Source organism: Pseudomonas sp. S12(2018) (assembly GCF_024355235.1).
Taxonomy (GTDB): domain Bacteria; phylum Pseudomonadota; class Gammaproteobacteria; order Pseudomonadales; family Pseudomonadaceae; genus Aquipseudomonas; species Aquipseudomonas palmensis.
Genome location: NZ_QLAD01000006.1, coordinates 206,793 through 228,607, shown reverse-complemented (window position 1 = coordinate 228,607; position 21,815 = coordinate 206,793). Strand labels below are relative to the sequence as shown.

Genomic DNA, 21,815 nt, shown 5'->3' with positions numbered 1-21,815 from the left:
GGCCGCATGTGGCGGTCCGGCAAGGGCTGGCGGTTACATGGCGGCATCCTCTGTTGTTCGCCACTGGGAAGGCAGTGGCCACCTATGAGTGCAGTTCGTAGGCCTCGGCACCGCAGCCGCGAACCTGGGCAATGCGCGGTTCAGGGGCCCCGCGGTCGCGGCGTATCGGGTCACCACCGCCGGCAGCAAGTGAGTGCATCCTCACTTGATGCGGATCGAAGACTTCCCGCGTTCCAGATGGGCGCCATTTACCTCTTGGCCGGACTTTATCCGTTCGGAGATAGCCTTCTTGTCAGGGACATAGGTCACGCGCGAATCGACCAGGTCGTCAGGGAGAGCCTTTTCGTCGTCGATGATTACTGACTCGCGACCTTTGGTTAGAGTGATGGTGAAGAGGGGGCAGCTGATCTTGGTGATCTTCGATGCCTCCATGTTCTCGCGCAGGTAGTCGATGATCTGGCCCTTGCGATTGGACATGATCCGCTTGCGCTCCTGGAGGCGAACGATCTCGGCATCCACGGCCTCGATGTTGCCATCCATGTTCAGGATCACCCGGCTTACAGCCAGGGCTTTATCGTTGAACTCAGCTTCGATGGCGCCCATGGTGTCCCGTACCGCTACCGCCATGTCTTCGTCAGCATCCTGCATCAGCACGGCAAGCTCTCTGTACTGTCCGGTCAATTCGTAGAGGTGGCTCATGCTGCAGCTCCTTCAATTTGCGCCTTGCGCTCTTCGAAGGCTTCGGTGATCCTGCGAATGAATGCTGCTTCATTCCTAGCTGTGGCGATCTTGATGAAGCGCGTGTTGAGTGTCTTGAGTTCGTGCATAGTCACAGCGCCGGCCATTGTTTCCACTGAAGACTTGAGCCAGTCCAGGCGCTCCAGCTTTTGACGCTCTTCCTCGGCCGCCCGATCCTCTGCCTTTTCGATAGCCACCTCGCTGCGTACCGTCTCGACATATGAGGCGTCGTCGAACAGACCCATATGGATGTCAGCTGCAAAGCCCAGGGGCTGGAGGCATTTCCCGATTGCATCGGTCAGCGATTTCTTTGCTGCCTCCCAGTCGGTGATGATTTTCCCCTGCTGAAGGAGGACAAAAGGAGTGTGACCGTAGTGCTCAACGGTGCATTTCTGTCCGTCTTTGCCCAGATACCAGAGCTGAATCTTGACTGTGTGCAGCTTGGCGGTGATCAGCGGCGCCTCTGGCCACTCCTTGGTCGGTGCCTGGATCGGCGCTCCGTCATCGAAGCGGTCCTCAAGAACCGTCCAGCCCCAGCCCTCACCACAAGGGCCAAATACTTCGGTCGCTTTACGCATCAAGTAGGTAGGCTTGATCGCGGTTCCCTTGAAGCCGCCCATGCCTGTGAAGTTCTTGGTGGCGCTCGGGTCGGTTGTGTCGACTTGGTCCCATATGCGCATGTTGGATTCGGACATAGGTGCACCTCGCGCCAGGCCGGCGCCGTCAGTTTGAATAGGGAAATGCCAGGTCACCCAGATTGGAGGTACGCTCCAGGCCCTGGCTGCGGTGGATGGTTGCGCGCTCTCGCCGCTTACGCTCCCGGAGGGGTACGGTTATCCCCGATGGAGCCCGCCGTGCGCCGGGTGTGAATTCAGGAAGTGAGGGTGCCGGCCAGGGCGCTTGCGAGCATCCAGGCAGTGCAGATGAAGAGGGTGGTGAAGCTGCCGCGCCAGAAGGCGAAGCGGCGGGCGCGCTGGTAGCTGGTCATGGCCCGACTCCAGCTTCCAGATAGAAATCGTCGGTATCGTGGGTTTGGCCAGCGTCATCGCGGATCATCAGTGCATCGCTAAAGCACATCACGTCGAGCATTCCGCATGCGTCGATTCGCATCATGCCGGTCTGAACTTCAATGTCGTGCACAGGCCACCAGCCGCCGTGCAACCATGCAAAAATCGGCTGAGGTAGCGCATTGATCTTTTCTATGTTGAGAAGATCAGTCATGGGCATGGCCTCGGCCGCGCGATTGGCCGACGCTTAAGCCAGTCGGCCTTGATCGGGTAGGGCAGGTCCGCGACACGCATGCCCACCGGGAACCGCAGTGTGCCGCGCACCTGGGTGGCGTTCACTTCTTCGACCTGCTCGTCGATGAGCGTCTTCACGATTGGCGTGGTCATGCAGCCTCCTTGCGCCCATCAACGACCTTGTTGAGGCGCCCGCAGTAGTGGTTGAACTCTTCGATGGTGATGCGCTGATCCGCCATCATTTCGGTGGGCTGGCGCTGGAGCATGACACTCCAGCTGAGCGGGGTTCCGGGATGTGCCATTGCATCCAGTTCCTGGTCGATCAGGATGTGCGGGCTCATAGCACGGCATCCTCTGCATCAGCCTCGATGCCTGCTTGGGCATACGGCTCGAGCATCGACTCTGCGATTTCGAAGAGCGTCCCGCGGCTGTGATCGCTCTGGCCGACGACTTCCTCGACCAAGTTCTTCACGGGACCACCTGTTACCGCTTGAAGCAGAAGTAAGGCCAAGGCATTCAGATCGTCTTGCTCAGCCTCCTGCAGCGCCCTGAGATGCTCGGCGACCTTGGACACGAACTGGTCTTGGCGGATACCCACCGGCGGGCCAAAGCGTTGACGCACCAGCACATCAGCACCACCGACCAATTGCTCGGCCTTGTCTTCGATCCAAGCCTGGATCGCTTCTTGATGCACAGAATCGTCTTCAGGCTCGGCGTTGTCGTAGAGCCACTGGGCTTTTCGTAGTGCTGACATTATCGCCTCCAGGGCGTGAGCAACCGCATTGGTCAGGAGCCAGGCGAAGGTGACCAAACCCACCGTGAACGGTGGCCTGGCGCCTGCCAATGCGGTCGATGTGAAGGGAAGGGGATGCAGAGGCCGGGCACTACCCCGGCAGCTGGCTTGGCGTGGACCCATCCAGCGGCGCAATTCGTTTACCCTCAGAGCGAGGGAAGGGACGTCCACAGGTGCTTCGGTAACCGCGCCCTGAGCTGGGCGCTTCTCTGCATCGGGGTGTGATCTGCACGAGGTCGTCACCTCTGGCATTGCCTGCCGCCGCACTACGTCGACGGTGCTCAGTGGCTGGCCCGATTACGAGTCGGGTGCCTTGCTCTGCTGCAGATCACACCCCGATGCAGCCTGCGATGGGGAGCAGGGCATCGGGCAGTTAACGTCAGGCTGACGTGGCGCTGGTTGTTCAGTCGTACAGGCCGTAGCTCAGGTCGTCCGGGTCGCAGTCGATCACCAGGATGGCGTTGCCGAAGTACAGGGAAGCCAGCATTCGCTCCCAGTCCGAGCGGACCCGCATGTTGATGGCCACTTTCTTTTCGTCGAGCTTGGCTGAATAGACCTCGCCGAACTCGTCGCACTTGCGCCAATGGTTTGCCGCATCGCGCTGGCCGGTGATGTGCACATGCATGCTGTGTTTCAACTGGTGGTTTTCGCGACGACGGTAGTAAGTGCTGCTTCGGTCTTCTGGTGCCGGATCGAAGTAGATATGCATCAACGTGGAGCCAGTACCGTAGCCGTCGCCCTCCTCGATGCGAATCTCTGGACGCTCCCACTGCTCTTCGGCGGCACTGTCTTTGTGGTCATCGATGAAGGCTGTAAGAAGCTTGTACAGCGAGACTTCGCCAGTGATGAGGCCTTTGCCGTCCAGTACTTCGGCGATAGATTTTTCGGCTTGCTCGATGATGGTCGAGTGTACGGCAGCTGCTTCCCAGCGCTGGCGAAGGGCATTGGCGACCAGGGCGTTGTAACGCTGGAGCTCGAAGACATCTGAGACGTTGGCCGGAAGAGCGGCTTTCACTGCCTCCTTGATGGCGCCGCCGAAGTCACCGTAGGAGCGGAACGTGTCGTTGACGACCTCTTTGAACAGCTTTTCGATGCCCTCGTCGATCAGCTCACGAGGGCGATCGGACTGGGCATATACGGCGACGCGTTCTGCGAGTAGCTCTTGCAGGGTTTGCTGGTTCATCTTGTGCTTGCTCCGTGCATTCGGTTGATTTCCCGTCTGGCCCTGTCGCCAAGGCCAGCCAGTGAAATCAGACGGCGCGCACCTTGCTGGCTCGCGCCTTTTTCTCCACGCCGTCCACGTCCACCACCAGATACTCACCGCCGCCCCGGCCATGGCCCAGGTTCTTGGTGCCCACGTACTTGCCCGGGCTTTCGGTACCGCGAGGGTTAGTGAAGATGACGGCCTGGCCTTTCGTGAATCCGCTCATGAGAGCTCCTTTCTGTTGGGGTGATTTCCCGGATGCCACTCGCTGAATGGCACCTGGTGAAATCCCGGCCTCGCTACTGGCGACAGGCCGGGGTACTGCGTCAGCGGTGTTGGCCAGCTTTCCGCTGTTGATTGCAGGGCTGGCCGGTCGTCTTCGTTGGTTTGGCGGTGAGCTTCCTCCCCATGGCGTCAATCAGCATCTGTTCGCCTTGGATCGCAGGTCCCTACAACATGCACGCTGCAGCTCGTTTGCCCGGTTGACTGGGCAGGGTGCATGAGGTCCGGCGCCCCTCAATGCCGAAGCTCGGGGCGCTAATTCAAATCGGCGTCTCTCCCTTCTTCCGCTGGGATTCGCGGGGCGCATTGCATGCCCGGGTCGTTCTCTCGGTTTAGGCGTTTCACCTTCGTCAGCCGTACAGGGTTCTCCCTGTCGTGGGCAGCCTTTCGGGGCTGTCTGATCGCCGGTCGCCGGTAGAGGCAATGCGGTCTGTTGGTTGTTGCGCTGGTTGTTAAAGAGCGGTGAGGCTTGAGGGCCTCCCGAGGGGCTGTGTAGCGCCTCGGTGGAATGAACGATAAGCCAATGCCTAATCCTTGTAAATAGGTAATGCCTAACTTTTTTCGTAAGTGCCTAATCCGCTTTCCGGGCTTGCATCGTTCGATAGCTCGGGTAAGCTCTGCCTAATACTGGATGGATGTACAGTTAGCGGAGGAAGGTATGGCCAAGCAGAAGAAGTCGACTCCACAAGCGCGCCAAGAAATGACAGCCCTCGAGCGGCTGGGCCTGCGGGTCTCGTCGATGATCAATCACCCGATCGCGCAATCGCAGCGCTGGGTGACGATCCATCGCATGGATACGGACGGGGATATGGAATGGGAGGAGGTGATGGGGCTGCTATCCGAGACGCCCGAGCTTGACCTTACCTTCAACGACGACGAAAGCGTGACGGTCAGGTGGGAGCAGCAAAATGCTGAAGATCGTGACGACCTGATCGTGGAGAAGGGCTGGGAGGTGGAGGTGCCTTTCTGATGGGCATGAAAAAGCCCGCCAAGGCGGGCTGTTGTTAAGCTGCTTCAGTCCCTCTGGCTCGCTGAGAGTCGCGCTTGAACAGTGTTTTCAGATCCCACACCCCTACTGCAAGTAAAGCGATGCCAGCCATGAAAAATGCAATGCTGGAATCAGCAAGCTTGGGCACATAAGTGCTGTCGACCGTGCAAAGTAGGAATGCAATACCATTGGGAAGGGCGCTCCAAGTAGCTGCTCGTGCCACACCATCGATGAGAGAGCTATCGAGGCTGCGCTTTACCCAGCACGACACAAAGAACGCAATGACGCCAGTAATCATAGTGATTGCTGGTAGCTTGGCGAAGTACCACACCGAGAACTCAGGCATGTCGGCGTGCTCCCGAGCGATCTGAAATGATTTTTCCCAGCACAAACCCGAGTAGAGCCGCCGGTATTGCAAGCTCTTTCGGGGTAGAAGAAGCGGAGAAAAGGCTCCACGCTACGCTCATCGCTGAGCCAGTGAAGCAGCCAAGTCCTACCATGATCGCCAAGTCATGAATACTCAGATCCAAGAACCTAGTCATGTAATCAGCCCTCCGATTGGCTTGAATGCATGCTGGACGTGTGACCACGATGACGGGATCCACCACGTCCACATTTATGATTCTACCAAAAACAGGAACGTCCCCTGTGGAATCTCCGGCTATTGAGCGAAATCTCATAGCGTTTTCAGATTTCACTGCGCTGGATCGATGAGTGGTTACCGTCGAAAAAACGTCAACGCACATCGTAAGAGCAACTGCCATGTCACTTTTCCAAAATTTTCGATGCCACGAAGGGTGCATGGAAGAAAATAGTATGCCCGCAGTTTAGGCAGGACGCCGAATAAAGCCACATTCCTAAGCCTTTGACGTGCGGAACCGGCGTCGAGACAAGGGGGGCGCACTCGCCACTCGGATCGGATGCTATCCCGTAGTCACCATGTTTACAGAAGGAGCAGGTGGCATCTTCGTTTTTGGAGTTAAGGTAATCCAGCAGCATCGCTGGCGTGACCGATCGCTCCTTTGGCGTGGGCTTCGCTTCGATCTGTGGAGCACCGGAATTCCGCTGTCCGTGCTTGTTTGTTGACATTCCCTTCTCCGCTAATATTTTGATCGTGCTGCATATTTTATTGCCATCACCGCTCTTGATACTCTGTCGCCGACGGAGGTGATGTCACAGAAATGTCTGTACCCAATTGGTCGGCTCAAACTAGGTGCGCATTCCAGACCAGCAACACCCGGGCTTGGATGTAGGTCATGTCCCGGCGGATCAGCCGATCCTTGTGCCGCGGGTTGTCAGAAATCATCTCGAAGTGCTCCTCATCTGCCACCTGCAGGCGCTTGATGTAGAGCAGGTCATCCCAGACGAATAGATAAACCCCATCACCCACGAAGTCGCGGACGTTGATATTCACGATCAGCGGGTCGCGATGCTTGATGGTGGGCTCCATCGACTGGCCCCAGCCGGTGACCACCTTCAGGTGGTAGTGCTCCTCGAACTCGACGCCTATTTCCCGCAGGTGGCTGGGGCTGACGCGAATGTCCTTGAGCATTTCCGGATAATCGTGCGGGATCTGGCCGCCACCCATTGCTGCACGAATATCGTAGTGGGCGATCCGGACCTCGTCGCCGACCAGTCCGGGCCGGGAGAAGTCCGCTGTAATCACATTTCCCTCATCGGTCGCTTCGGCGGCTGCGATCAACTGCGCGCGCGCCGAATCCGACAAGTTCTTGCCTTGTTTGGCGAGCATGGCGCGAACCATATCGGCAGCTGAGGTTGGCGCCGGCTCTGCAGCAGGCTCAGAAGTGACGTCCTGGATGCTCTCGTAGGAGAAGCCAGGGCGAAGCCCCCAGTGTTCAGGGCCAACCACGTCAGAAAAGTAAGCGATCACGTCCATCAGCTTGGACTTGTCGATCCGGCCGTTTTTCACCCAGCCCTGCACCGACGGAGGCTTCACCTGGAAGTCGTCTGCGAGCTGTTTCTTGGATACGCCCTTGGCGATCCGCGCAGCATCAATGGCTGCGCCTAGTTCTGGTCCGGTAAGCATTGCCTAATTAGGCCTATCGCTAGCACGGTTAGGCAATGGCTTGTGCGAGATAAGGTAATGCCTTATATTCATCGGTAAATCTCCAGGAGAGAACTCATGAAATCAGCAGAAGCAGCCAAAGAAGCATCCCGCGTGCTGGGCAGCCAGGCGGAATTGGCGCGCCGGCTGAATGTTGCGGCACCCACCGTCAATCAATGGTGTTCAGGAGAGCGCACGGTCCCAGCCAAGCGCGCATTACAGATTGAGGCGCTTACGAATGGCGTCGTGAATCGTGCCGATCTGTGCCCTTCGTTCCCATGGGGCCAGATCGACAGCAACCCGACCCACGCGCTTTCCGCCGCTTAACCACTTTCAACCACAAAGGAACCCACCGTGTCGTACTTCGACCCCGACCACCTGCACAACAAGCCCACCAAGGTTCGCTTGGATGAGGCTGCCGACGATCTGCTGTCGGCGATGGCTCGCTTCAAGCGCACGCAGAAGGCAGTTCTCGCCAGGGAAATTCTGGAGCGCGGTCTCGACCAGATGATGCAAGAGCTTAACGCGAACACTGACGCGGCCTGAAGTGGCCGAGGAGGCCCTGTGCCAGAAAGCAAAGAGCTGGGAATCCAGCTCGACGGGAAGGGCAATTCAGATCTGGAGTTTCTTGCCAGGCAGAAGGGCTTAACCCCTGAGCAACTGGCGGCACGAATCATCAACGAGGCTCTCGACCGGATGACGAGAACAGAGCCCGGCCGAAGCAATGTTCGGTCGTTTCGAAAGGGCTGATAAGCCCCTGAGGGACTCATGAGGAACTGCCGTTGAAAACACCAACACCCAAACCGCAGACGCAAAAAAGCCGGTGGCTAGACCGGCTTCTTGTACTGCATTCGTAACGCTTGTGTGAGGTCATCATATATGCACCAGACCATCCAAAGCAATACCGTGGCCCTCGCGCCACAAAATGCGAGCCACGATTTCGTGGCGCACACAGTAAACCTGTTCAATTTCGAGGGGTTCGGCGTTCGTGTCGTGCTCGTTGATGGTGAGCCCTGGTTCTCTCCCCGCGATGTTGCTGAAGGTCTCGGCTATTCCAATCCACAAAAAGCCGTGCGCGACCACTGCAAAAGCCCGCGCCCGGTGGGGGTGAACGATTCGTTCACCCTTGGCCCTTCGGCAAACATCATCCCCGAGCGTGACGTATACCGGCTGGTAATGCGCTCGAAGATGCCTCAAGCCGAACGCTTTGAGGAGTGGGTGGTGAGCGAAGTGCTGCCCAGCATTCGCAAAACGGGTGGCTATACCGCCCCCGCCCAGCCCGCCGACCTCAGCAAGCTGGAAATCCTCCAGATGGCCCTGGAGTCGGAGAAAGCCCGCGTGCTACTCACAGTCCAGGTCGAGGCCCAGGCCAAGAAGATCGACCACCTCGAGAACCTGTTCAAGGAGGGTATGAGCCACGTCCAGTTCTGCAAGGGCCTCAATGGGGTCAACGTCATGCAGATCGGCCACTACCTGGAAGACCGCAGCTGGCTCTACAACGAGAGCAAGACCAGCACCCGCTGGCGCGTCGGCTCGTACGCCCGCGACAAGTACATGACCGAGCATCAGCAGGAGATCACCCCGCACGGCCGGGAGCCCTTCATCAGCTTCACGCCGATCCTGCTGCGCAAGGGCGCCGTGCGCCTGTACGACCTGTACCTGGCCGGCGAGCTTCCCATGAAGAAGAACTGGGACGGCCTGCACACCCACGACAAGGCCGTGCGGGGTGCAGCATGAACCCAGAAGACCGCGATCGCATCCAGCAGCTTTTTGACGATCAGCGTGCCCAGACGATTGCCAACTTGATTCGCGCTCACAAGGCTGAGGGCGATGCGCGAATCTTCCGCACGCTCGCGCTGACAGGGTGGTTCATCGTGATTGGCCTGGCCCTTCAGTGGGGTATTTCGTCATGAGCATCATCCGCGCGCCTCGCCCCGAGGCCAATTTCTACATGCTCAACAAGTCGATCAGCGAGGACGGCCGCCTGAGCTGGGCTGCCCGTGGCCTGCTGGTCTTCCTGCTGGGCAAACCTGACCACTGGGCCGTGTCCGTAACCCACCTGCGCAACGAGACCGCCAAGTCGTCGAAGCCTACCGGTCGTGACGGCGTGTACGGCCTTCTGCAAGAGCTGATCGCTGCCGGTTACGTCGAGCGCCGGCAGGAACGCGGCGAGTCCGGTTTGCTGGGCGAAACCCACTACGTCGTGTCGGAAACACCGCTTCCGGCTTTGCCGTATCCGGTTGAACCGCTTCCGGCTCAGCCGTATCCGGCAAATCCGACACTAGTAAGTATTGATGGTGAGCAAGGACTGAAAAAGCGAGCAAGGACTGAAAAACCTTCGCCCGCGAAGGTCGCGGGTTTCGATCCGATTCAGGTATGCCCGGCCAATGTCAGTCCTGATACCTGGGCCGACTGGTGCCAGCACCGCAAAGAGATCCGCAAACCGCTGACCGCCACCACCTGCGCGAAGCAGGCCAAGACCCTGGCCGGCCACCACGCGCCTGACGCCGTGATCAACCAGTCGATCAGCAACGGCTGGACCGGCCTGTTCCCGGAGAAGGTGCTGCCGGGTGCACAGCAACGCGGTACCCGCTCCAACGAACCCGACTTCAACGACTCGACCTGGGCCGAAGGGCTGATGGTGCGCACATGAGATCAGCCAACCAACTGATGACGTCAATGAACAACCGGCCACCAGAGCTGCATGGCGGCCCCGTTGTGGTCTCCCTGGAGACCGCTGAGGTGGTTAACGGCCTGTTCAGGCGCCTACGGGGCATCTTCCCTGCTTGGCGCCAAGCCTGGCCCTCCACAGAGGCTCTGGCGGCCGCCAAGGAAGAATGGATCAAGGAGTTCGCCGCTCAAGGCATCCGCACCATCGAGCAGATCGAGTTCGGCATCGAGAAGTGCCGCAAGCTCAAGAAGCCTTTCGCGCCGAGCGTGGGCGAGTTCATCGCCATGTGCCAGCCGACGCCCGAGGACTTCGGTATGCCGGCGCCGGCCGACGCCTGGATTGAGGCGCTGATGGGCATGTACAGCCACGAGGGCGTGAAGATCGCCGCCGTGGCCACCGGCCTGTTCGACCTGCGCGCCGCCCAGCAAAGCGACAAGGGTCTGCAAGCGCGCTTCGACCGCGCCTACCAGATCGTGCTGCGCCGCGCCCAGGACGGCCAGCCACTGGACGGCAAGATCGCCACCGGCATCGGCCACGACAGCCAGAAGAGCGCCGCCGAGCTTGCCGAAGAGCATGCAAGGCAGAAGCAGGCCCGCCTGCTCGAAGTCCAGCAGATTCCCACTGGTGCCGCCGCGTGCCGTGCACACCTGCTGGCCAAGTTGAACATCAAGCGCGCCGGGCAGCCGGCAGGGGAGGGGGTGTGATGAATTCCCTATGGCTGGCCTTCGTCTTTGCGCTGTGCGGGCTTGGCGGCTGGGTTGGCGCTCACGAGAATCAAGAACGACTGCGACCGCATTGGTGGCTTCTACATCGGCAACACCACCTACAACTGCACCATCGGGAGGGCTAGGCCATGACGACTTCAATCCTGCTCTATGGATGGGTGCAAACCACCTTCTTCGGGCTTCTGGTTGGCCTGGCGGCCGAGGAAGCAAAAAACTGGAAGCACTACGCGTTCCTGCTGGTGCTGTCGTTCGGCTGGCCAGTGATCGTTGCCTGGAAGCTGCTGTGCAAGCGCGGGGAGAAGCACTGATGGACACCAACAAGATGCGCGACATCAGCCGCGAGCAATTCGAGGCTTGGCACCGCAGCGTGGTAGATGGCGAGCCACCGCACGAGAAGTACAGCAACGGCGACTACCGCAACCAGCACGTGCAGCGGTATTGGCTCGGTTGGCAGGCCTCCCGCGAGGCCGTGGTGGTGGAGCTGCCGCCCAAGATCAGCGCGCACAACACCACCGAAGGCGGTTTTATTCGGCCAGAGGCGGAGCACTACGACGAAGCCGTCGACGACTGCCGAGAGGCCATCGAGGCCCAAGGCCTGCGGGTGAAGCCATGACCATCGACAAAGCAAAGCTGAAAGCCCTGGCTCAGGCTGTTGCCGACCTTGAAGACATTCCCGAGCGCGAAGACGAGCACGCCGAAGCCGTCGATGCTCTCTGGCTGAACATTCACTGCCACACCATCCTGGCCCTGCTCGCGGAGATCGATCGGCTTTCGCCGCCGGCTGGCCAAGTCTCCTACCGGCAGCAAATGGAGGCATGGAAATCAGCGAGCAGTCAGGATCTGCGTGCACGGGGAGAACTGATGATCCAAGTGGACGAGCTCAAGGCCGAGAACGAGGCGCTGCGCAAGGATGCCGAGCGGTATCGTGCGATCCGTGACGAGATTCCCCACGTCGATCTCGGACGGGCAATCCTCGATGTGCAGACGGCAGACGAATACGACTCAGCTGTGGACGCAGCCATGGCCAAGGAGGCGAGCCATGGCTGACCTGATGCTTCGCACCGAGCAAGATCGCGCTCGCCTGATTGGCTACCTCACCGGCCTGGACCTGACCAAGCCGCGCCGCTTGACCATCGTTGAAGTGCGCAACAAGCGCAGCGACGCCCAGAACCGCCTGCTGTGGATGTGGAACGGGCTGATCCAGGCGCACCTGCGCGACTCGCACGGCCAGCTGGCCAGCGCCGAAGAGTGGCACGAGATCCTCGTGGCCAAGCTCTGGCCTGCCGAAGTGCATCCGGTGGAACTACCTGACGGCACCCGGTACCGCGTAGGCCGGGCCAAGACCCGCAAGTTCAACACCCAGCAGATGACCACCTACCTGGAGCTACTGGACGCCTACAGCGCCGAGCATCTGCAGCTCCTACTGCCGCACCCGGATGACCTGATGATGGCGATCTACGGCGAGCGCCGGGGGAGGGCCGCATGAGTCTCCCGGCCAAACAACCACGCCCGAAGAAGTGCAAGAACCCCGCGTGCGGCATCAGCTTCTCGCCGCGCCGCCTGGGCCAGGCCGTCTGTAGCCCAGCCTGCGGCCTGGCCATCGCGCCGGCGAACCTTGACAAGGCCCGCAAGGCCATCGACCAGCGCGAGCGCCGCGAGATCAAAGTGCGCAAGGAGAAGCTGAAGAGCAGGACGGATCACCTCAAGGAGGCGCAGGTGGTGGTCAATCAGTACATCCGCCTGCGTGACGCTGACCTGCCGTGCGTGAGTTGCGGCCGTTTCCATGACGGCCAATGGCACGCAGGGCATTTCAGATCGGCCGGCGGCCACCCGGAATTGCGTTTCGAGCCGCTCAATATCTGGCGCCAGTGCGCCCCATGCAATACCCACAAGTCGGGCGACCTAGTGAATTACCGGGCCGAGTTGGTGCGCCGCATAGGGGCCGAAAGGGTCGAGTGGTTGGAAGGACCTCATGAGGCCAAGCGCTACACCGTCGACGACCTCAAGGCCATCAAGGCCGAGTACCGGGCAAAGATCAAACAGCTGAAGGAGGCTGCATGAGCCAGATAGCGATGATCACTGGGCCTGCGAGCACAGCCGAGCGCGGTTGGCTAAAGCCTGCCTTTCCATTCTCTGTACGGGCGCACTACTTCATGCGGGAGCGGTCCGCCAAAGACGTTGATGGCGGCCAATGCTACGCCTGGAGGTCTCTCCGTGGCGTTGATGCATTCACCAGCGGACGGGCGCCGATGTTTGAGGCCGGAAACTGGACCCGCTGCAAGCGATGCGAAAACCAATTGAGCCGGAGGGCTGCAGCATGACTTGGACCATCACCGATACGGCCTGCATGTTCCTGCTGGCCATGGCAATCGGTTCCACCTGGTGCCTCGGTCGCGGTCAGTTGATCGCGATGAAGCGCAAGCGCGAGGAGGGCGGCCCATGCAACTGAACAGCGCGCGTCAGGCTTGGCACGATTGCCTCTACACGCCTTGGGATAGCCAGGGTGCATTCATCGAGCAACTGGGCCTGCTGGGCGCCATGGTGCAGACCACCGACAAGCAGCGCAGTGCGAGCCACGCGGTGCACCAGGCGCTGGCCGGGCGAGTGCAGTCGGCGATCGGCAAGCTGCACAGCCAGGTCCGCTCCTTTGGCAACTTCATGTACAACCCGCGCCTGGATGACGACACCCGAGAGACAGCAGAGGAAGTGATCTTCAGCCTGGTGCAGAGCAAGTCGCCGCGCATGACCGCCGCCAAGCGCGAAAAGCTCGAGTACGTAGTGAAGGGAGTCATGACCCGGTACCGCTACATGCACCAGGGCGGCCAGTCGGCCAACGATGACCCCCTGGCGTCGCCGGAAGGTTTCAGGGCCTGGCTGGATGCTCACTACGGGGTAAGACTGGAATCAGCCAACTGGGAGCGCGACTGGGGTGGGTTCGTGAGGCTGGCGTTCGACTGCTGTGAGGATGTGGATCGGATGGCGCTCGGACCAGTTGCGGCCGTAATTTACGAAATGAAGAGTGCCGCTTGAGGGCCTATTGCGTTCCCGTGCGGCTGGTGATACCGTATCGCCACTGTTAGAGTTTTGCCTATGGCAAATTACTCTTAAGATCCAACAAAGCCCAGCCGTCGTGCTGGGCTTTTCGTGCGGCTTGCAAGCGGAACGACACAGGCGAGCTCAGGCCTACAAGTCAGGGTTTTTTGTCATTGAGGGGCTCACTCTCACGTCTGAGATACCGAGCTCCTTCGCCAGCTGAATGTGATCCAGAGCTGAGGTGCGAGGCAGATCGACGCGCAACACCTGGTCCTCATAGGACATGTGGAGCGTGATGAGTGCGAGCAAAGCATCATCGAGCGATAGGGTGTCAGTTGATGCCTCGCAGCACCACCATCGCTCCTTTCCCCTCAGGAAATAGTCAATTCTAAATCTCATCACGATTCCTATCATGTCGGTCTGGGCTGCAGTCTAGGCAATGCCGAGGATCTTGGCTGTGTCGGCCGTCCCGTTTTATGCAGATGACACGCCCAAGCAGCTGGGCTAAGTCGGTAGTGGCATCGATCAAAGCCTTGCGCGCCCTGATCGGTTACGCGATGAGGGGCTGGGGTACGTGACCCAGCGATCCAGCCCATCAAGCCGGGTAAGCACCGGCCCTCTGCATCCCTTGAAGTCAACCAGCGAGTTGCCCACACATTTCACTGAGCGCAGAATGCAGCTTTGAGTGAAGGAGCGTTCAGCATGGTGTTGCGTGGCATGGCGCAGATGCATTTCGATGACTTGGCTGAGAGGTTCCAAGATCTGGTTCGCACTTTCGGTGGCTCTGAACCGGTAGAGTTCGTATGGGTTGTGTTCTACCAAGGTCGGGTGTTTGGCGCTTATCCGCTCGCAGAGCAGGCCCTCGTGAAGATCACCGAGATTGAGCACTGCATCAGCGTTGATGAAGTTCCCGCCCCGCAAGCGTGAAGCTCTATCTGCGTTGAGCTTTTGCGGTTCACCGGTGACGTGCGTCTCCAGCTGACGTGGCGGATGCAGCGATTACCTGGCAGTATGTATATCCGAACTGCACATGCTCGTGGCAACACGGGTCGGCAAGGCGGTTCGGGATACCCGGTCGAAAGGCCGGGTTTTTTATTGAAGCCTCGGCATTTGCCGGGGCTTTTTCGTTTCCGGAGTTAAGAATGGACCCTACCGACCTCGGCCCAGGCACAGCCACCTGGCTGGGCGGAACGGGCACCGTATTGCTGGGTGGCTTTCTGTGGCTGCGCAAGTTCCTCTCCAAGGATGCTGCTGACCGCGCGATGGATAACGCTGACATCGGCACCGTGCGCCGCCTGAACGAGCTGCTCGACTCCGAGCGTGAGGCTCGCAAGCTTGCCGAGGCCCGCGCCGACCAATTTGCCAAGGAGCGCAATGACCTGGCCGCAACCGTTGGCCGCATGGAAGGGAAGATCGAAGCCCTGACCAGTCAGGTCGCCAACCTCACAGAGCGGGTGACGCTGCAAAGCGACGAGATCGCCCGCCTGCGCATCAAGCTGGGAGGTACTACCTGATGGACAAGTGCGCAATCCAGTTCATGGCCCGCCACTGGTGGCGCCGCGTCGAGGTATGGTTCATCGCCATGCTGCTGGTGACCGGCGGGGTGTTCTTCGGCCTCCAGCTCGGACAGTGGGCGCTGGCTGATTCCTACCGTCAGCAGGTCGCAGAGATCCGAGCCGCCTACGACGAGGCAACCCGCCAGCGTGATCACCGTCTGGATGAGCTGACTCGCAAGACTAGCACGGCAGCCGAGAAGGCCACCAAGGCAGCCGATAAGGCTGATGAGGCCCTCAATCGGGTATCGCCGTAACCTCGCCGTTCTGACCACTCCTGCGAGCGCGGTACTCGGCCACGCCGAGCATGATCGCTGCAGTCAACCCGGGCATGAGGAATGTGAATAGGATCGTGAGATCCCAACTAATTGCCGCGCTGCATGGGAAAGCCCAGGCAGTAGCCACGATGACCGAGGTGATAACACGCCAGTCACGTGGGTGTTTGGGTACGCTCGCCATCGCTGCAGCATAGGCTTTCCAGCACCCCCATAGGCTCGGTACAGAGATGGCGATTATCGTCACTGGCAAGGCAAGCTTATCCATATAGACGATGGCTATCACCAAATAGAGTAGTCCCCAGAGGAAGATAAACGTCACCGGAACGATTCCGACGATCGCACCAAGCGTGAGGGCAATACGAATCTTGGTAAGTCTCGTCATCCCGATCCCTGTGGAGTAATTCCTTCGCGGATAGGATAAGTCCACCGCGCCACGAAATCGACATGCGCCATCTCGTGGCGCGGGAGTAGCTATGAGCAACGTCACCCGCATTCGCCAAGATCTGCCGGTGAGCATGGATATCGTCAATGCTGTGGCAGAGTTCGATGCGGCTCTCGTGAAAGCGATCGACGCTGCCAAGGAGGCCGGGCTGCCGCAGGGGTTGCTAGTTGGCCTGCTGCACGGTCACGCTCACGCTGAAACACACAAGATGGTCAGTGAATAGGAGCCAGCCATGGGTGATGTCGTTCAGATGGAAGACATGCGGCCCCATGTGGTAGTGCACGCCGCCGATGCTGCGCATGTCCTGCCCGTGTCTCTGCTGGAGGATGTCGCCAAGGGGGCCAAGCCATCAGCGATCCTCACCGAGCCGGTCATCCGGCGAATCATTGAAGAGTGGCTGGAGCTGACCAAGTGAATCGACAACAGATCGCAACAGCTGAAAGACTTTTCGGCGAGCGTGACCGCCTGGAAAGCCTATTCGACAAGGCGTCTGCAAAGGGCGGAATTACCCTTCAAGTTTGCGGCACCTACCAGGACGATGATGCTGTCGCCGCGGCCAGGGGGCCGGTGCTGGATCTTCTCCGCAAGAAAATCAACTCCATCAACGCCCAGCTTCAGCAGTTGGGTTGGGATGGCAAGTAGGAACAGCCATGACAACCAAGCAACCCGACTGGGAGGCGATCGAACGAGCCTACCGGGCCGGCGTGCTTTCCGTGCGAGAGATCGCAGCAGCCCATGAGGTTTCCCATACCGCGATCAACAAGCGCGCCAAGCGTGATGGTTGGGACCGAGACCTCAAGGCGAAGATCAAAGCCAAGGCCGATGCGCTGGTTTCCAAGCGTGAGGTTTCCACAGAGGTTTCCAGCAAACAGGCGGAAACCGAAAGGGAGATCATCGAGCTCAATGCCGAGGTCATCGCCAACATCCGGATGGCGCACCGGGGCGACATTTCACGCAGTCGCCGCCTGACCAACAAGCTGCTGGATGAGCTGGAGTCGCTGACGGACGAGCAGGGGACCATCAAGGAGCTGATCGACCAGCTCAAGGATGGCGGTCATGAAGACGGCGAGGCGATGGCTGACGTGCTGGCTCTGGCCAAGAAGATGAGCGCGCTGCCTGCTCGGACCAAGACCATGAAGGAGCTGGCCGAGACGCTGAAGACTCTCGTTGCTCTGGAGCGCCAGGCCTACGACCTCGATGTGAAGCAGGGTGGTAGCGAGGAAGAGACCCTATCCAAGCTAATGGATGAACTATCGAAGGATGCCTGACCATGAAGCCCGAGCACATGAAACTGCTCCGGGACCGGTTCTGGCGGCTGAACAACCTGTACTTCATCACGGACAAGCAGGGCAAGAAGGTCCGCTTCCGGATGACGCAGGAGCAGGTCGATTACTTCCAGGGGATGCACACCCGCAACATCATCCTCAAAGCCAGGCAGCTGGGCTTCACCACGCTGGTGTGTATCGTCCAGCTGGATGCCGCGTTGTTCGAGGCCGCCAAGTGCGCCCTGATCGCACACACCCTGAACGACGCCAAGCGCCTGTTCCGCGAGAAGATCAAGTATGCGTATGACCACCTTCCCAAGGAGATACGCGCCGCTAACCCTGCTCGCAACGATGCTGCTGGTGAGCTTGTGTTCAGCAAAGGTGGATCGCTCTACGTGTCCACATCCTTTCGGGGCGGGACTCTACGGTATCTGCACGTATCCGAGTTCGGGAAGATCTGTGCCAAGTTTCCGCACAAAGCCCGAGAGATCGTCACCGGCGCCTTTGAGGCTGTCGCCGCAGAATGCTTCGTTACGATTGAGTCGACGGCGGAGGGGCGGGCGGGCTACTTCTTCGATTACTCGCAGAGCGCAGAGAAGCAGCAGCTGGCCGGCGTGCCCCTGGGCTTGCTGGACTGGAAGTTCTTCTTCTTCAGCTGGTGGCGCAATCCGCTCTACTGGCTGGACCCGACCGACGTCACGATCCCGGATCGCCTGACCAAGTACTTCGACGAGCTGAGCGCTAAGCACGGCATCGTCACCAACCCAGGCCAGCGTGCCTGGTACAGCGCCAAGGAAAAGACCCTTGGCGACGACATGAAGCGCGAGTACCCGTCGATCCCTGCCGAAGCATTCCAGCAGACGATCGAAGGTGCCTACTACGCCAAGCAGTTCACCAAACTCTACGCCAGCCAGCGCATCGGCAAGCTGCCCGACAACAGCCACCAACCGGTGCACACGTTCTGGGATATCGGCGTGGGCGACTCTACGGCCATCTGGTTCGTCCGGATCGTCGGCGATGAGTACCACGTCATCGACTTCTACCAGAACAGCGGCGAGGGCCTGCGGCACTACATGAAGGTGCTGAAGGATCGCGGCTACGAGTACGGCGAGCACTGGGGCCCCCACGACATCGACAACCGGGAGTTTGGTAGCGACGGCAAGACTCGGCGCGAACTCGCGCGGGAGGGCTACGAGATCGACGGCCAGGTATATCGAATGACCTTCAAGGTAGTGCCAAAGCTCGGTGTAGACGAAGGCATCGAGCAAGCTCGGGAAATCCTCCCGAACTGCGCCTTCGACGAGGCCAAGTGCGAGGAGGGCATCACCGCCCTAGAAAGCTACCGCAAGGAGTGGGACGACAAGCGCGGGTGCTGGAAAGACAAGCCGCTTCACGACTGGTCATCCCACCCAGCCGACGGGTTCCGCTATTTCGCCGTTGCCATGGCTCGACGTAAACGCACAGGCGGCACCCGCCGCATCGGAGGTTTGGCGTAATGCCTGTTCAATCAACCAACCCAGACTACGACGCTCACATCGAAGAGTGGCGGATGATGGACGACGCCCTGGAGGGCGAATGCGCCATCAAGCGCAGCCCGCGCAATTTGCCGAAGCCAAGCGGTATGGTCGAGGCAGAGAAGCTGGACGGTGCGGGCAACGCCTACCTCTATCGTAACTACACCGACCGCGCCCAGTACGAGCACTGGGTGCGTGACTCGCTCCGCTCGATGATGGGCCTGGTATCGCGGTTGATCCCTGAAGTGAAGCTGCCCTCGGGGCTGAAGGGCCTGGAGGATAACGCCACGGCCGATGGCTTTGGCCTGACCCAGCTGTTCCTGCGGATCGTACGCCAGGCCATATCCCATGGCCGGGTACCACTGGTGGTCAACATCGATGATGCGGGCCAGCCGTACTTCGCCACCTACGCGGTGCGCAATGCGATCAACTGGGACACCGCCGATCAAGGCGGCCGGCAGGACCTGGTACTGTCAGTGTTCCGCGAGTTCAGACGCAAGGAGCAGGACCGCTACAGCCATGAATGCGAGACGGTCTATCGCGAGTTCTACATGGACGGCACGGTCTGCCGCACTGGCGTACGCAACGAGGCCGGAGAGCTGGTAGAGGCTGATCGGCCATTGGGTGTCGTAGACGGCAACGCCAAACTGGTACGGGGCCTGGGCTACATCCCGGTCATCTACTGCGGCTCGACCGACAACTCGCCGGACGTGGACGAGGTCCCGTTGCTGACCATGGCCCGGGCTGCGCTGAAGTCGTATCAGCTCAGTGCCGACTACTTCACCGCACTGCACCAGACCAGCCACCCGCAGCCGTGGATCTCTGGGTTGGACGAGAGTGTGGATCTCAGTGTGACGGGGCCGTCAGCGGCATGGGATCTCGGCCCCAGAGGCCAGTGTGGCTATCTGGAGTTTCAGGGCGCCGGCATCCAGGCAGTTCGCACCGCGATGGAAGACCAGAAGAACGCCGCGCTCGAAGCTGGCGCCAAGGTCATGGACGTCTCCGGCACTGAGTCGGGCGAGGCCCGCAAGACCCGGCAGAACGACCAGCATGCAACGCTGCATAGCATCGTGATCACCGCTGCAGAGGCCATCGAGCAGGCCCTGCGGTACGCCGCAGAGTGGACCGGCTTCAACCCGGACGAGGTGGTATTCACGGTCAAGCCTGAGTTCGTGATCCCTGAGGTCAGCGCCCAGGTGCTGGCCGAGCTGCAAAAGAGCGTCATGGCCGGCACCATCAGCGCCGAGACGTATTGGCAGTACCTCACCACTGGCAAGCTGCCCGAGCGGGCGTACGACGAAGAGGCCGAGCTGATCAGCGACGAGCGCGAGTCAGCCGGCATCAACCTGGACCAAGACGATGGCGACGACACCGACACAAACGGCGGACGAGATGCTGCTGGAGCAGGTCAGTCGGCACGCGGTTCTGCTGGAGCGACTGAAGGCGGGTGAGGTCAAGAAGTTCGAGACGGTCCTGCGCCAGGTGGATACGCAGGTGCGGGACCAGCTGACCCGCAAGGAACTGACGACGTACAGCCGATCCAGGCTTGAGGAGTTCCTGGGCCGGGTGGGCGGCAAGCTGCTGGGGCTCTACCAGGCGTTCGGCGACCGCATGCAGTCCGATCTGGTCGACATTGCGCTCTATGAGGCAGCATTCGAGCGCAGGAGCCTGGCCGAGTCGCTGCTGATCGACGCTATCATGCCGACCGATGCCCTGATCCGAACGGCGATCAACACGCAGCCGTTGCAGGTTTCGGGGATTGACGGCGGCACGCTGCTGAAATCCTTCCTCAACGGCTGGACGCGCACCGAGTCGACTCGGGTAACGAACGCCATACGGCTCGGCGTCGTGCAGGGTCAGACCAACGCCGAGATCACCCAGGCCATTCGCGGTACTGCGGCACAGAACTTCACTGACGGCGTATTGGCGGTAAGCAACCGCAACGCCCGCTCAATCGTTCAGACCGCAGTTCAGCATGTGTCCACCACGGCGCGCATGGAGACGCTCAAGGCGAACTCCGATGTCATCCCTGGCTATCGCTGGGTGTCAACGCTTGACCGCAAGACCAGCACCCTTTGCAAGAGCCTGGACGGTCAGGTGTTCGAGGTAGGGAAGGGCCCGTTGCCGCCGGCGCACGTCAACTGCCGCTCGACTACTGTGCCGGTAACCAGGCTGTCGGCGCTGTTTGCCGAAGGCGCAACGCGGGCGTCTGTGGGGGCTGGCGGCGGTGCGCAGGTATCGGCAGGGCTCGGCTACTACCAATGGCTGAAAACGCAGCCAGCGGCTTTTCAAGACGCCGCGCTGGGCCCCGTCCGCGCAAAGCTGTTCCGAGATGGCGGCCTGCCAGCTGAGCGCTTCGCCGCGCTGCAACTGGACAAGAACTTCAAGCCGCTGACGCTGGACCAGCTCAAGGAGTTGGAACCCTTGGCGTTCGCAAGAGCCGGTTTATAAGCCTGGCAACGTCGTATGCGAGTGAGGAGCCGAATGGCCTTAGTACTTGACGAAACCGGGCTGGGAAATGGCCTCTATGATTTCATCGGATAGCACTCTGCCGTTATGAAAACGATGGGCGCTATTAAGCTTCTCAAGCTCTACGAAATGGCGCTTTGTAGCATTTCGGTTGATGATGAATTGCTTTTCGATGACCAGAAACTTGTCATGCGGTTCGGCACGCGTATTGATGATCTGGCTGTCTAAGGAAATTGGTACCTCAGTATCACAGGGAGCATTGTCTCGATTGATCTCCTCAAGCCTCGCCATGTGACTCTCGGTGGCCCCGGTACTCATTATGTACTCGCCACCCTCCACATATCCGATGTGCTCAAATTCTCCAAGGGAGGGGGTTCCCTGAAACATCAAGATGTGCCCGTTCTGGTGCGAGCGGCCCACGATTAGCCCTCCATCGCGCGCGTCAACGATCCATCCGTTTACGAAGCATCGGGTGAAACCATCCTGAGATAGGGTGAAGCGTTCGTCGCTCATGTTCTCTCCGAAATGTAGATGGCGGTGCAGTCTGGAGGCAT

At 59.9% G+C, this 21,815-nt stretch carries 37 protein-coding genes; 24 read left to right on the top strand and 13 right to left on the bottom strand.

The annotated features are described in order from the left end of the window. Nucleotides 1-201 precede the first annotated feature (201 nt). From DN388_RS16140 to DN388_RS16105, 8 genes are all read right to left on the bottom strand, one after another. Nucleotides 202-699 carry a siphovirus Gp157 family protein gene (locus tag DN388_RS16140; RefSeq protein ID WP_255001139.1) on the bottom strand — a complete coding sequence of 166 codons (498 nt, stop codon included), beginning with the start codon at nucleotides 697-699 and terminating at the stop codon, nucleotides 202-204. Then, the gene (locus DN388_RS16135; RefSeq protein WP_255001137.1) at nucleotides 696-1,433 is read right to left on the bottom strand and encodes a hypothetical protein; all 738 of its coding nucleotides are present in this window, start codon (nucleotides 1,431-1,433) and stop codon (nucleotides 696-698) included. The genes DN388_RS16140 and DN388_RS16135 overlap by 4 nt, the downstream gene beginning before the upstream one ends. A 289-nt stretch (nucleotides 1,434-1,722) precedes the next feature. Further along, nucleotides 1,723-1,959 carry a hypothetical protein gene (locus DN388_RS16130; RefSeq protein ID WP_255001135.1) on the bottom strand — a complete coding sequence of 79 codons (237 nt, stop codon included), beginning with the start codon at nucleotides 1,957-1,959 and terminating at the stop codon, nucleotides 1,723-1,725. Further along, nucleotides 1,956-2,132, bottom strand: coding sequence for a hypothetical protein (locus DN388_RS16125; RefSeq protein WP_177332956.1), 177 nt, complete (start codon nucleotides 2,130-2,132; stop codon nucleotides 1,956-1,958). Before DN388_RS16125 ends, DN388_RS16130 begins: the two co-directional genes overlap by 4 nt. Further along, nucleotides 2,129-2,320, bottom strand: coding sequence for a hypothetical protein (locus tag DN388_RS16120; RefSeq protein ID WP_255001131.1), 192 nt, complete (start codon nucleotides 2,318-2,320; stop codon nucleotides 2,129-2,131). The genes DN388_RS16125 and DN388_RS16120 overlap by 4 nt, the downstream gene beginning before the upstream one ends. Continuing rightward, on the bottom strand, nucleotides 2,317-2,733 hold the full coding sequence (locus tag DN388_RS16115) for a hypothetical protein (RefSeq protein WP_255001129.1): 417 nt from the start codon (nucleotides 2,731-2,733) through the stop codon (nucleotides 2,317-2,319). Before DN388_RS16115 ends, DN388_RS16120 begins: the two co-directional genes overlap by 4 nt. 442 nt (nucleotides 2,734-3,175) lie before the next feature. Beyond that, entirely contained in the window at nucleotides 3,176-3,955 is a 780-nt protein-coding gene (locus DN388_RS16110) for a hypothetical protein (RefSeq protein ID WP_255001127.1), read from the bottom strand. Between the two features lie 67 nt (nucleotides 3,956-4,022). Then, nucleotides 4,023-4,202, bottom strand: a complete 180-nt coding sequence (locus DN388_RS16105; protein WP_255001125.1) for a hypothetical protein — start codon at nucleotides 4,200-4,202, stop codon at nucleotides 4,023-4,025. 714 nt (nucleotides 4,203-4,916) lie between these two features. On the opposite strand from DN388_RS16105, the gene DN388_RS16100 reads away from it, so the two are divergent. Next, on the top strand, nucleotides 4,917-5,228 hold the full coding sequence (locus tag DN388_RS16100) for a DUF1654 domain-containing protein (protein ID WP_255001123.1): 312 nt from the start codon (nucleotides 4,917-4,919) through the stop codon (nucleotides 5,226-5,228). A gap of 34 nt (nucleotides 5,229-5,262) precedes the next feature. On the opposite strand, the gene DN388_RS16095 is transcribed toward DN388_RS16100, so the two are convergent. The 3 genes from DN388_RS16095 to DN388_RS16085 form a co-directional block, all read right to left on the bottom strand. Further along, the gene (locus DN388_RS16095) at nucleotides 5,263-5,592 is read right to left on the bottom strand and encodes a hypothetical protein (protein ID WP_255001121.1); all 330 of its coding nucleotides are present in this window, start codon (nucleotides 5,590-5,592) and stop codon (nucleotides 5,263-5,265) included. A gap of 419 nt (nucleotides 5,593-6,011) precedes the next feature. Further along, nucleotides 6,012-6,335 carry a hypothetical protein gene (locus DN388_RS16090; protein WP_255001119.1) on the bottom strand — a complete coding sequence of 108 codons (324 nt, stop codon included), beginning with the start codon at nucleotides 6,333-6,335 and terminating at the stop codon, nucleotides 6,012-6,014. Nucleotides 6,336-6,450: 115 nt separating this feature from the next. Further along, nucleotides 6,451-7,293: a S24 family peptidase gene (locus DN388_RS16085; protein WP_255001118.1), complete on the bottom strand. Its 843-nt coding sequence runs from the start codon at nucleotides 7,291-7,293 to the stop codon at nucleotides 6,451-6,453. Between the two features lie 96 nt (nucleotides 7,294-7,389). On the opposite strand from DN388_RS16085, the gene DN388_RS16080 reads away from it, so the two are divergent. From DN388_RS16080 to DN388_RS16005, 16 genes are all read left to right on the top strand, one after another. Continuing rightward, the gene (locus tag DN388_RS16080) at nucleotides 7,390-7,638 is read left to right on the top strand and encodes a Cro/CI family transcriptional regulator (protein ID WP_210015055.1); all 249 of its coding nucleotides are present in this window, start codon (nucleotides 7,390-7,392) and stop codon (nucleotides 7,636-7,638) included. Between the two features lie 27 nt (nucleotides 7,639-7,665). Then, nucleotides 7,666-7,857 carry a hypothetical protein gene (locus DN388_RS16075; RefSeq protein ID WP_024718054.1) on the top strand — a complete coding sequence of 64 codons (192 nt, stop codon included), beginning with the start codon at nucleotides 7,666-7,668 and terminating at the stop codon, nucleotides 7,855-7,857. A gap of 333 nt (nucleotides 7,858-8,190) precedes the next feature. Continuing rightward, entirely contained in the window at nucleotides 8,191-9,048 is an 858-nt protein-coding gene (locus DN388_RS16070) for a BRO family protein (protein WP_255001117.1), read from the top strand. Continuing rightward, nucleotides 9,045-9,224 carry a hypothetical protein gene (locus DN388_RS16065; protein WP_255001116.1) on the top strand — a complete coding sequence of 60 codons (180 nt, stop codon included), beginning with the start codon at nucleotides 9,045-9,047 and terminating at the stop codon, nucleotides 9,222-9,224. Before DN388_RS16070 ends, DN388_RS16065 begins: the two co-directional genes overlap by 4 nt. Next, complete coding sequence (locus DN388_RS16060) at nucleotides 9,221-9,964, top strand: DNA-binding domain-containing protein (RefSeq protein ID WP_255001115.1); 744 nt, start codon at nucleotides 9,221-9,223, stop codon at nucleotides 9,962-9,964. The genes DN388_RS16065 and DN388_RS16060 overlap by 4 nt, the downstream gene beginning before the upstream one ends. Then, the gene (locus DN388_RS16055; protein WP_255001114.1) at nucleotides 9,961-10,686 is read left to right on the top strand and encodes a replication protein P; all 726 of its coding nucleotides are present in this window, start codon (nucleotides 9,961-9,963) and stop codon (nucleotides 10,684-10,686) included. The genes DN388_RS16060 and DN388_RS16055 overlap by 4 nt, the downstream gene beginning before the upstream one ends. Nucleotides 10,687-10,835: 149 nt before the next feature. Continuing rightward, the gene (locus tag DN388_RS16050; RefSeq protein ID WP_255001113.1) at nucleotides 10,836-11,015 is read left to right on the top strand and encodes a hypothetical protein; all 180 of its coding nucleotides are present in this window, start codon (nucleotides 10,836-10,838) and stop codon (nucleotides 11,013-11,015) included. After that, nucleotides 11,015-11,320 (top strand): hypothetical protein, encoded by a 306-nt coding sequence (locus DN388_RS16045; RefSeq protein WP_255001112.1) that lies wholly within the window; start codon nucleotides 11,015-11,017, stop codon nucleotides 11,318-11,320. Before DN388_RS16050 ends, DN388_RS16045 begins: the two co-directional genes overlap by 1 nt. Next, nucleotides 11,317-11,754, top strand: a complete 438-nt coding sequence (locus tag DN388_RS16040; protein ID WP_255001111.1) for a hypothetical protein — start codon at nucleotides 11,317-11,319, stop codon at nucleotides 11,752-11,754. Before DN388_RS16045 ends, DN388_RS16040 begins: the two co-directional genes overlap by 4 nt. Continuing rightward, the gene (locus tag DN388_RS16035; RefSeq protein ID WP_255001110.1) at nucleotides 11,747-12,193 is read left to right on the top strand and encodes a recombination protein NinB; all 447 of its coding nucleotides are present in this window, start codon (nucleotides 11,747-11,749) and stop codon (nucleotides 12,191-12,193) included. Before DN388_RS16040 ends, DN388_RS16035 begins: the two co-directional genes overlap by 8 nt. Then, on the top strand, nucleotides 12,190-12,768 hold the full coding sequence (locus DN388_RS16030) for a recombination protein NinG (protein WP_255001109.1): 579 nt from the start codon (nucleotides 12,190-12,192) through the stop codon (nucleotides 12,766-12,768). The genes DN388_RS16035 and DN388_RS16030 overlap by 4 nt, the downstream gene beginning before the upstream one ends. 256 nt (nucleotides 12,769-13,024) lie before the next feature. After that, nucleotides 13,025-13,156, top strand: a complete 132-nt coding sequence (locus DN388_RS16025) for a hypothetical protein (protein WP_255001108.1) — start codon at nucleotides 13,025-13,027, stop codon at nucleotides 13,154-13,156. Further along, a complete protein-coding gene (locus DN388_RS16020; RefSeq protein ID WP_255001107.1) occupies nucleotides 13,147-13,737 on the top strand; it encodes a hypothetical protein in 591 nt (196 codons plus the stop codon). Before DN388_RS16025 ends, DN388_RS16020 begins: the two co-directional genes overlap by 10 nt. A 705-nt stretch (nucleotides 13,738-14,442) precedes the next feature. Beyond that, nucleotides 14,443-14,667 (top strand): hypothetical protein, encoded by a 225-nt coding sequence (locus DN388_RS16015; protein ID WP_054915224.1) that lies wholly within the window; start codon nucleotides 14,443-14,445, stop codon nucleotides 14,665-14,667. A gap of 215 nt (nucleotides 14,668-14,882) precedes the next feature. Next, the gene (locus DN388_RS16010) at nucleotides 14,883-15,254 is read left to right on the top strand and encodes a hypothetical protein (protein ID WP_054915223.1); all 372 of its coding nucleotides are present in this window, start codon (nucleotides 14,883-14,885) and stop codon (nucleotides 15,252-15,254) included. Beyond that, nucleotides 15,254-15,550, top strand: coding sequence for a hypothetical protein (locus DN388_RS16005; protein ID WP_255001106.1), 297 nt, complete (start codon nucleotides 15,254-15,256; stop codon nucleotides 15,548-15,550). Before DN388_RS16010 ends, DN388_RS16005 begins: the two co-directional genes overlap by 1 nt. On the opposite strand, the gene DN388_RS16000 is transcribed toward DN388_RS16005, so the two are convergent. Further along, on the bottom strand, nucleotides 15,531-15,953 hold the full coding sequence (locus DN388_RS16000; RefSeq protein WP_255001105.1) for a hypothetical protein: 423 nt from the start codon (nucleotides 15,951-15,953) through the stop codon (nucleotides 15,531-15,533). The two genes, DN388_RS16005 and DN388_RS16000, sit on opposite strands and share 20 nt — an antisense overlap. 91 nt (nucleotides 15,954-16,044) lie before the next feature. Here DN388_RS16000 and DN388_RS15995 point away from each other — a divergent pair, with 91 nt between their 5' ends. From DN388_RS15995 to DN388_RS15965, 7 genes are read left to right on the top strand one after another with little or no spacing between them, the layout of a single operon-like run. Further along, the gene (locus DN388_RS15995; protein WP_255001103.1) at nucleotides 16,045-16,236 is read left to right on the top strand and encodes a hypothetical protein; all 192 of its coding nucleotides are present in this window, start codon (nucleotides 16,045-16,047) and stop codon (nucleotides 16,234-16,236) included. Nucleotides 16,237-16,245: 9 nt separating this feature from the next. Then, nucleotides 16,246-16,428: a hypothetical protein gene (locus tag DN388_RS15990; protein ID WP_255001101.1), complete on the top strand. Its 183-nt coding sequence runs from the start codon at nucleotides 16,246-16,248 to the stop codon at nucleotides 16,426-16,428. Continuing rightward, nucleotides 16,425-16,655, top strand: a complete 231-nt coding sequence (locus DN388_RS15985; RefSeq protein WP_255001099.1) for a hypothetical protein — start codon at nucleotides 16,425-16,427, stop codon at nucleotides 16,653-16,655. The genes DN388_RS15990 and DN388_RS15985 overlap by 4 nt, the downstream gene beginning before the upstream one ends. Nucleotides 16,656-16,663: 8 nt before the next feature. After that, the gene (locus tag DN388_RS15980; RefSeq protein ID WP_255001096.1) at nucleotides 16,664-17,281 is read left to right on the top strand and encodes a hypothetical protein; all 618 of its coding nucleotides are present in this window, start codon (nucleotides 16,664-16,666) and stop codon (nucleotides 17,279-17,281) included. Between the two features lie 2 nt (nucleotides 17,282-17,283). Continuing rightward, nucleotides 17,284-18,774, top strand: a complete 1,491-nt coding sequence (locus DN388_RS15975) for a terminase (RefSeq protein ID WP_255001094.1) — start codon at nucleotides 17,284-17,286, stop codon at nucleotides 18,772-18,774. 56 nt (nucleotides 18,775-18,830) lie between these two features. Beyond that, complete coding sequence (locus DN388_RS15970) at nucleotides 18,831-20,243, top strand: DUF4055 domain-containing protein (protein ID WP_255001092.1); 1,413 nt, start codon at nucleotides 18,831-18,833, stop codon at nucleotides 20,241-20,243. Then, nucleotides 20,185-21,243, top strand: coding sequence for a minor capsid protein (locus tag DN388_RS15965; protein ID WP_255001091.1), 1,059 nt, complete (start codon nucleotides 20,185-20,187; stop codon nucleotides 21,241-21,243). The genes DN388_RS15970 and DN388_RS15965 overlap by 59 nt, the downstream gene beginning before the upstream one ends. Before the next feature lie 39 nt (nucleotides 21,244-21,282). On the opposite strand, the gene DN388_RS15960 is transcribed toward DN388_RS15965, so the two are convergent. Then, a complete protein-coding gene (locus DN388_RS15960) occupies nucleotides 21,283-21,774 on the bottom strand; it encodes a hypothetical protein (RefSeq protein ID WP_255001089.1) in 492 nt (163 codons plus the stop codon). Nucleotides 21,775-21,815: the final 41 nt, after the last annotated feature.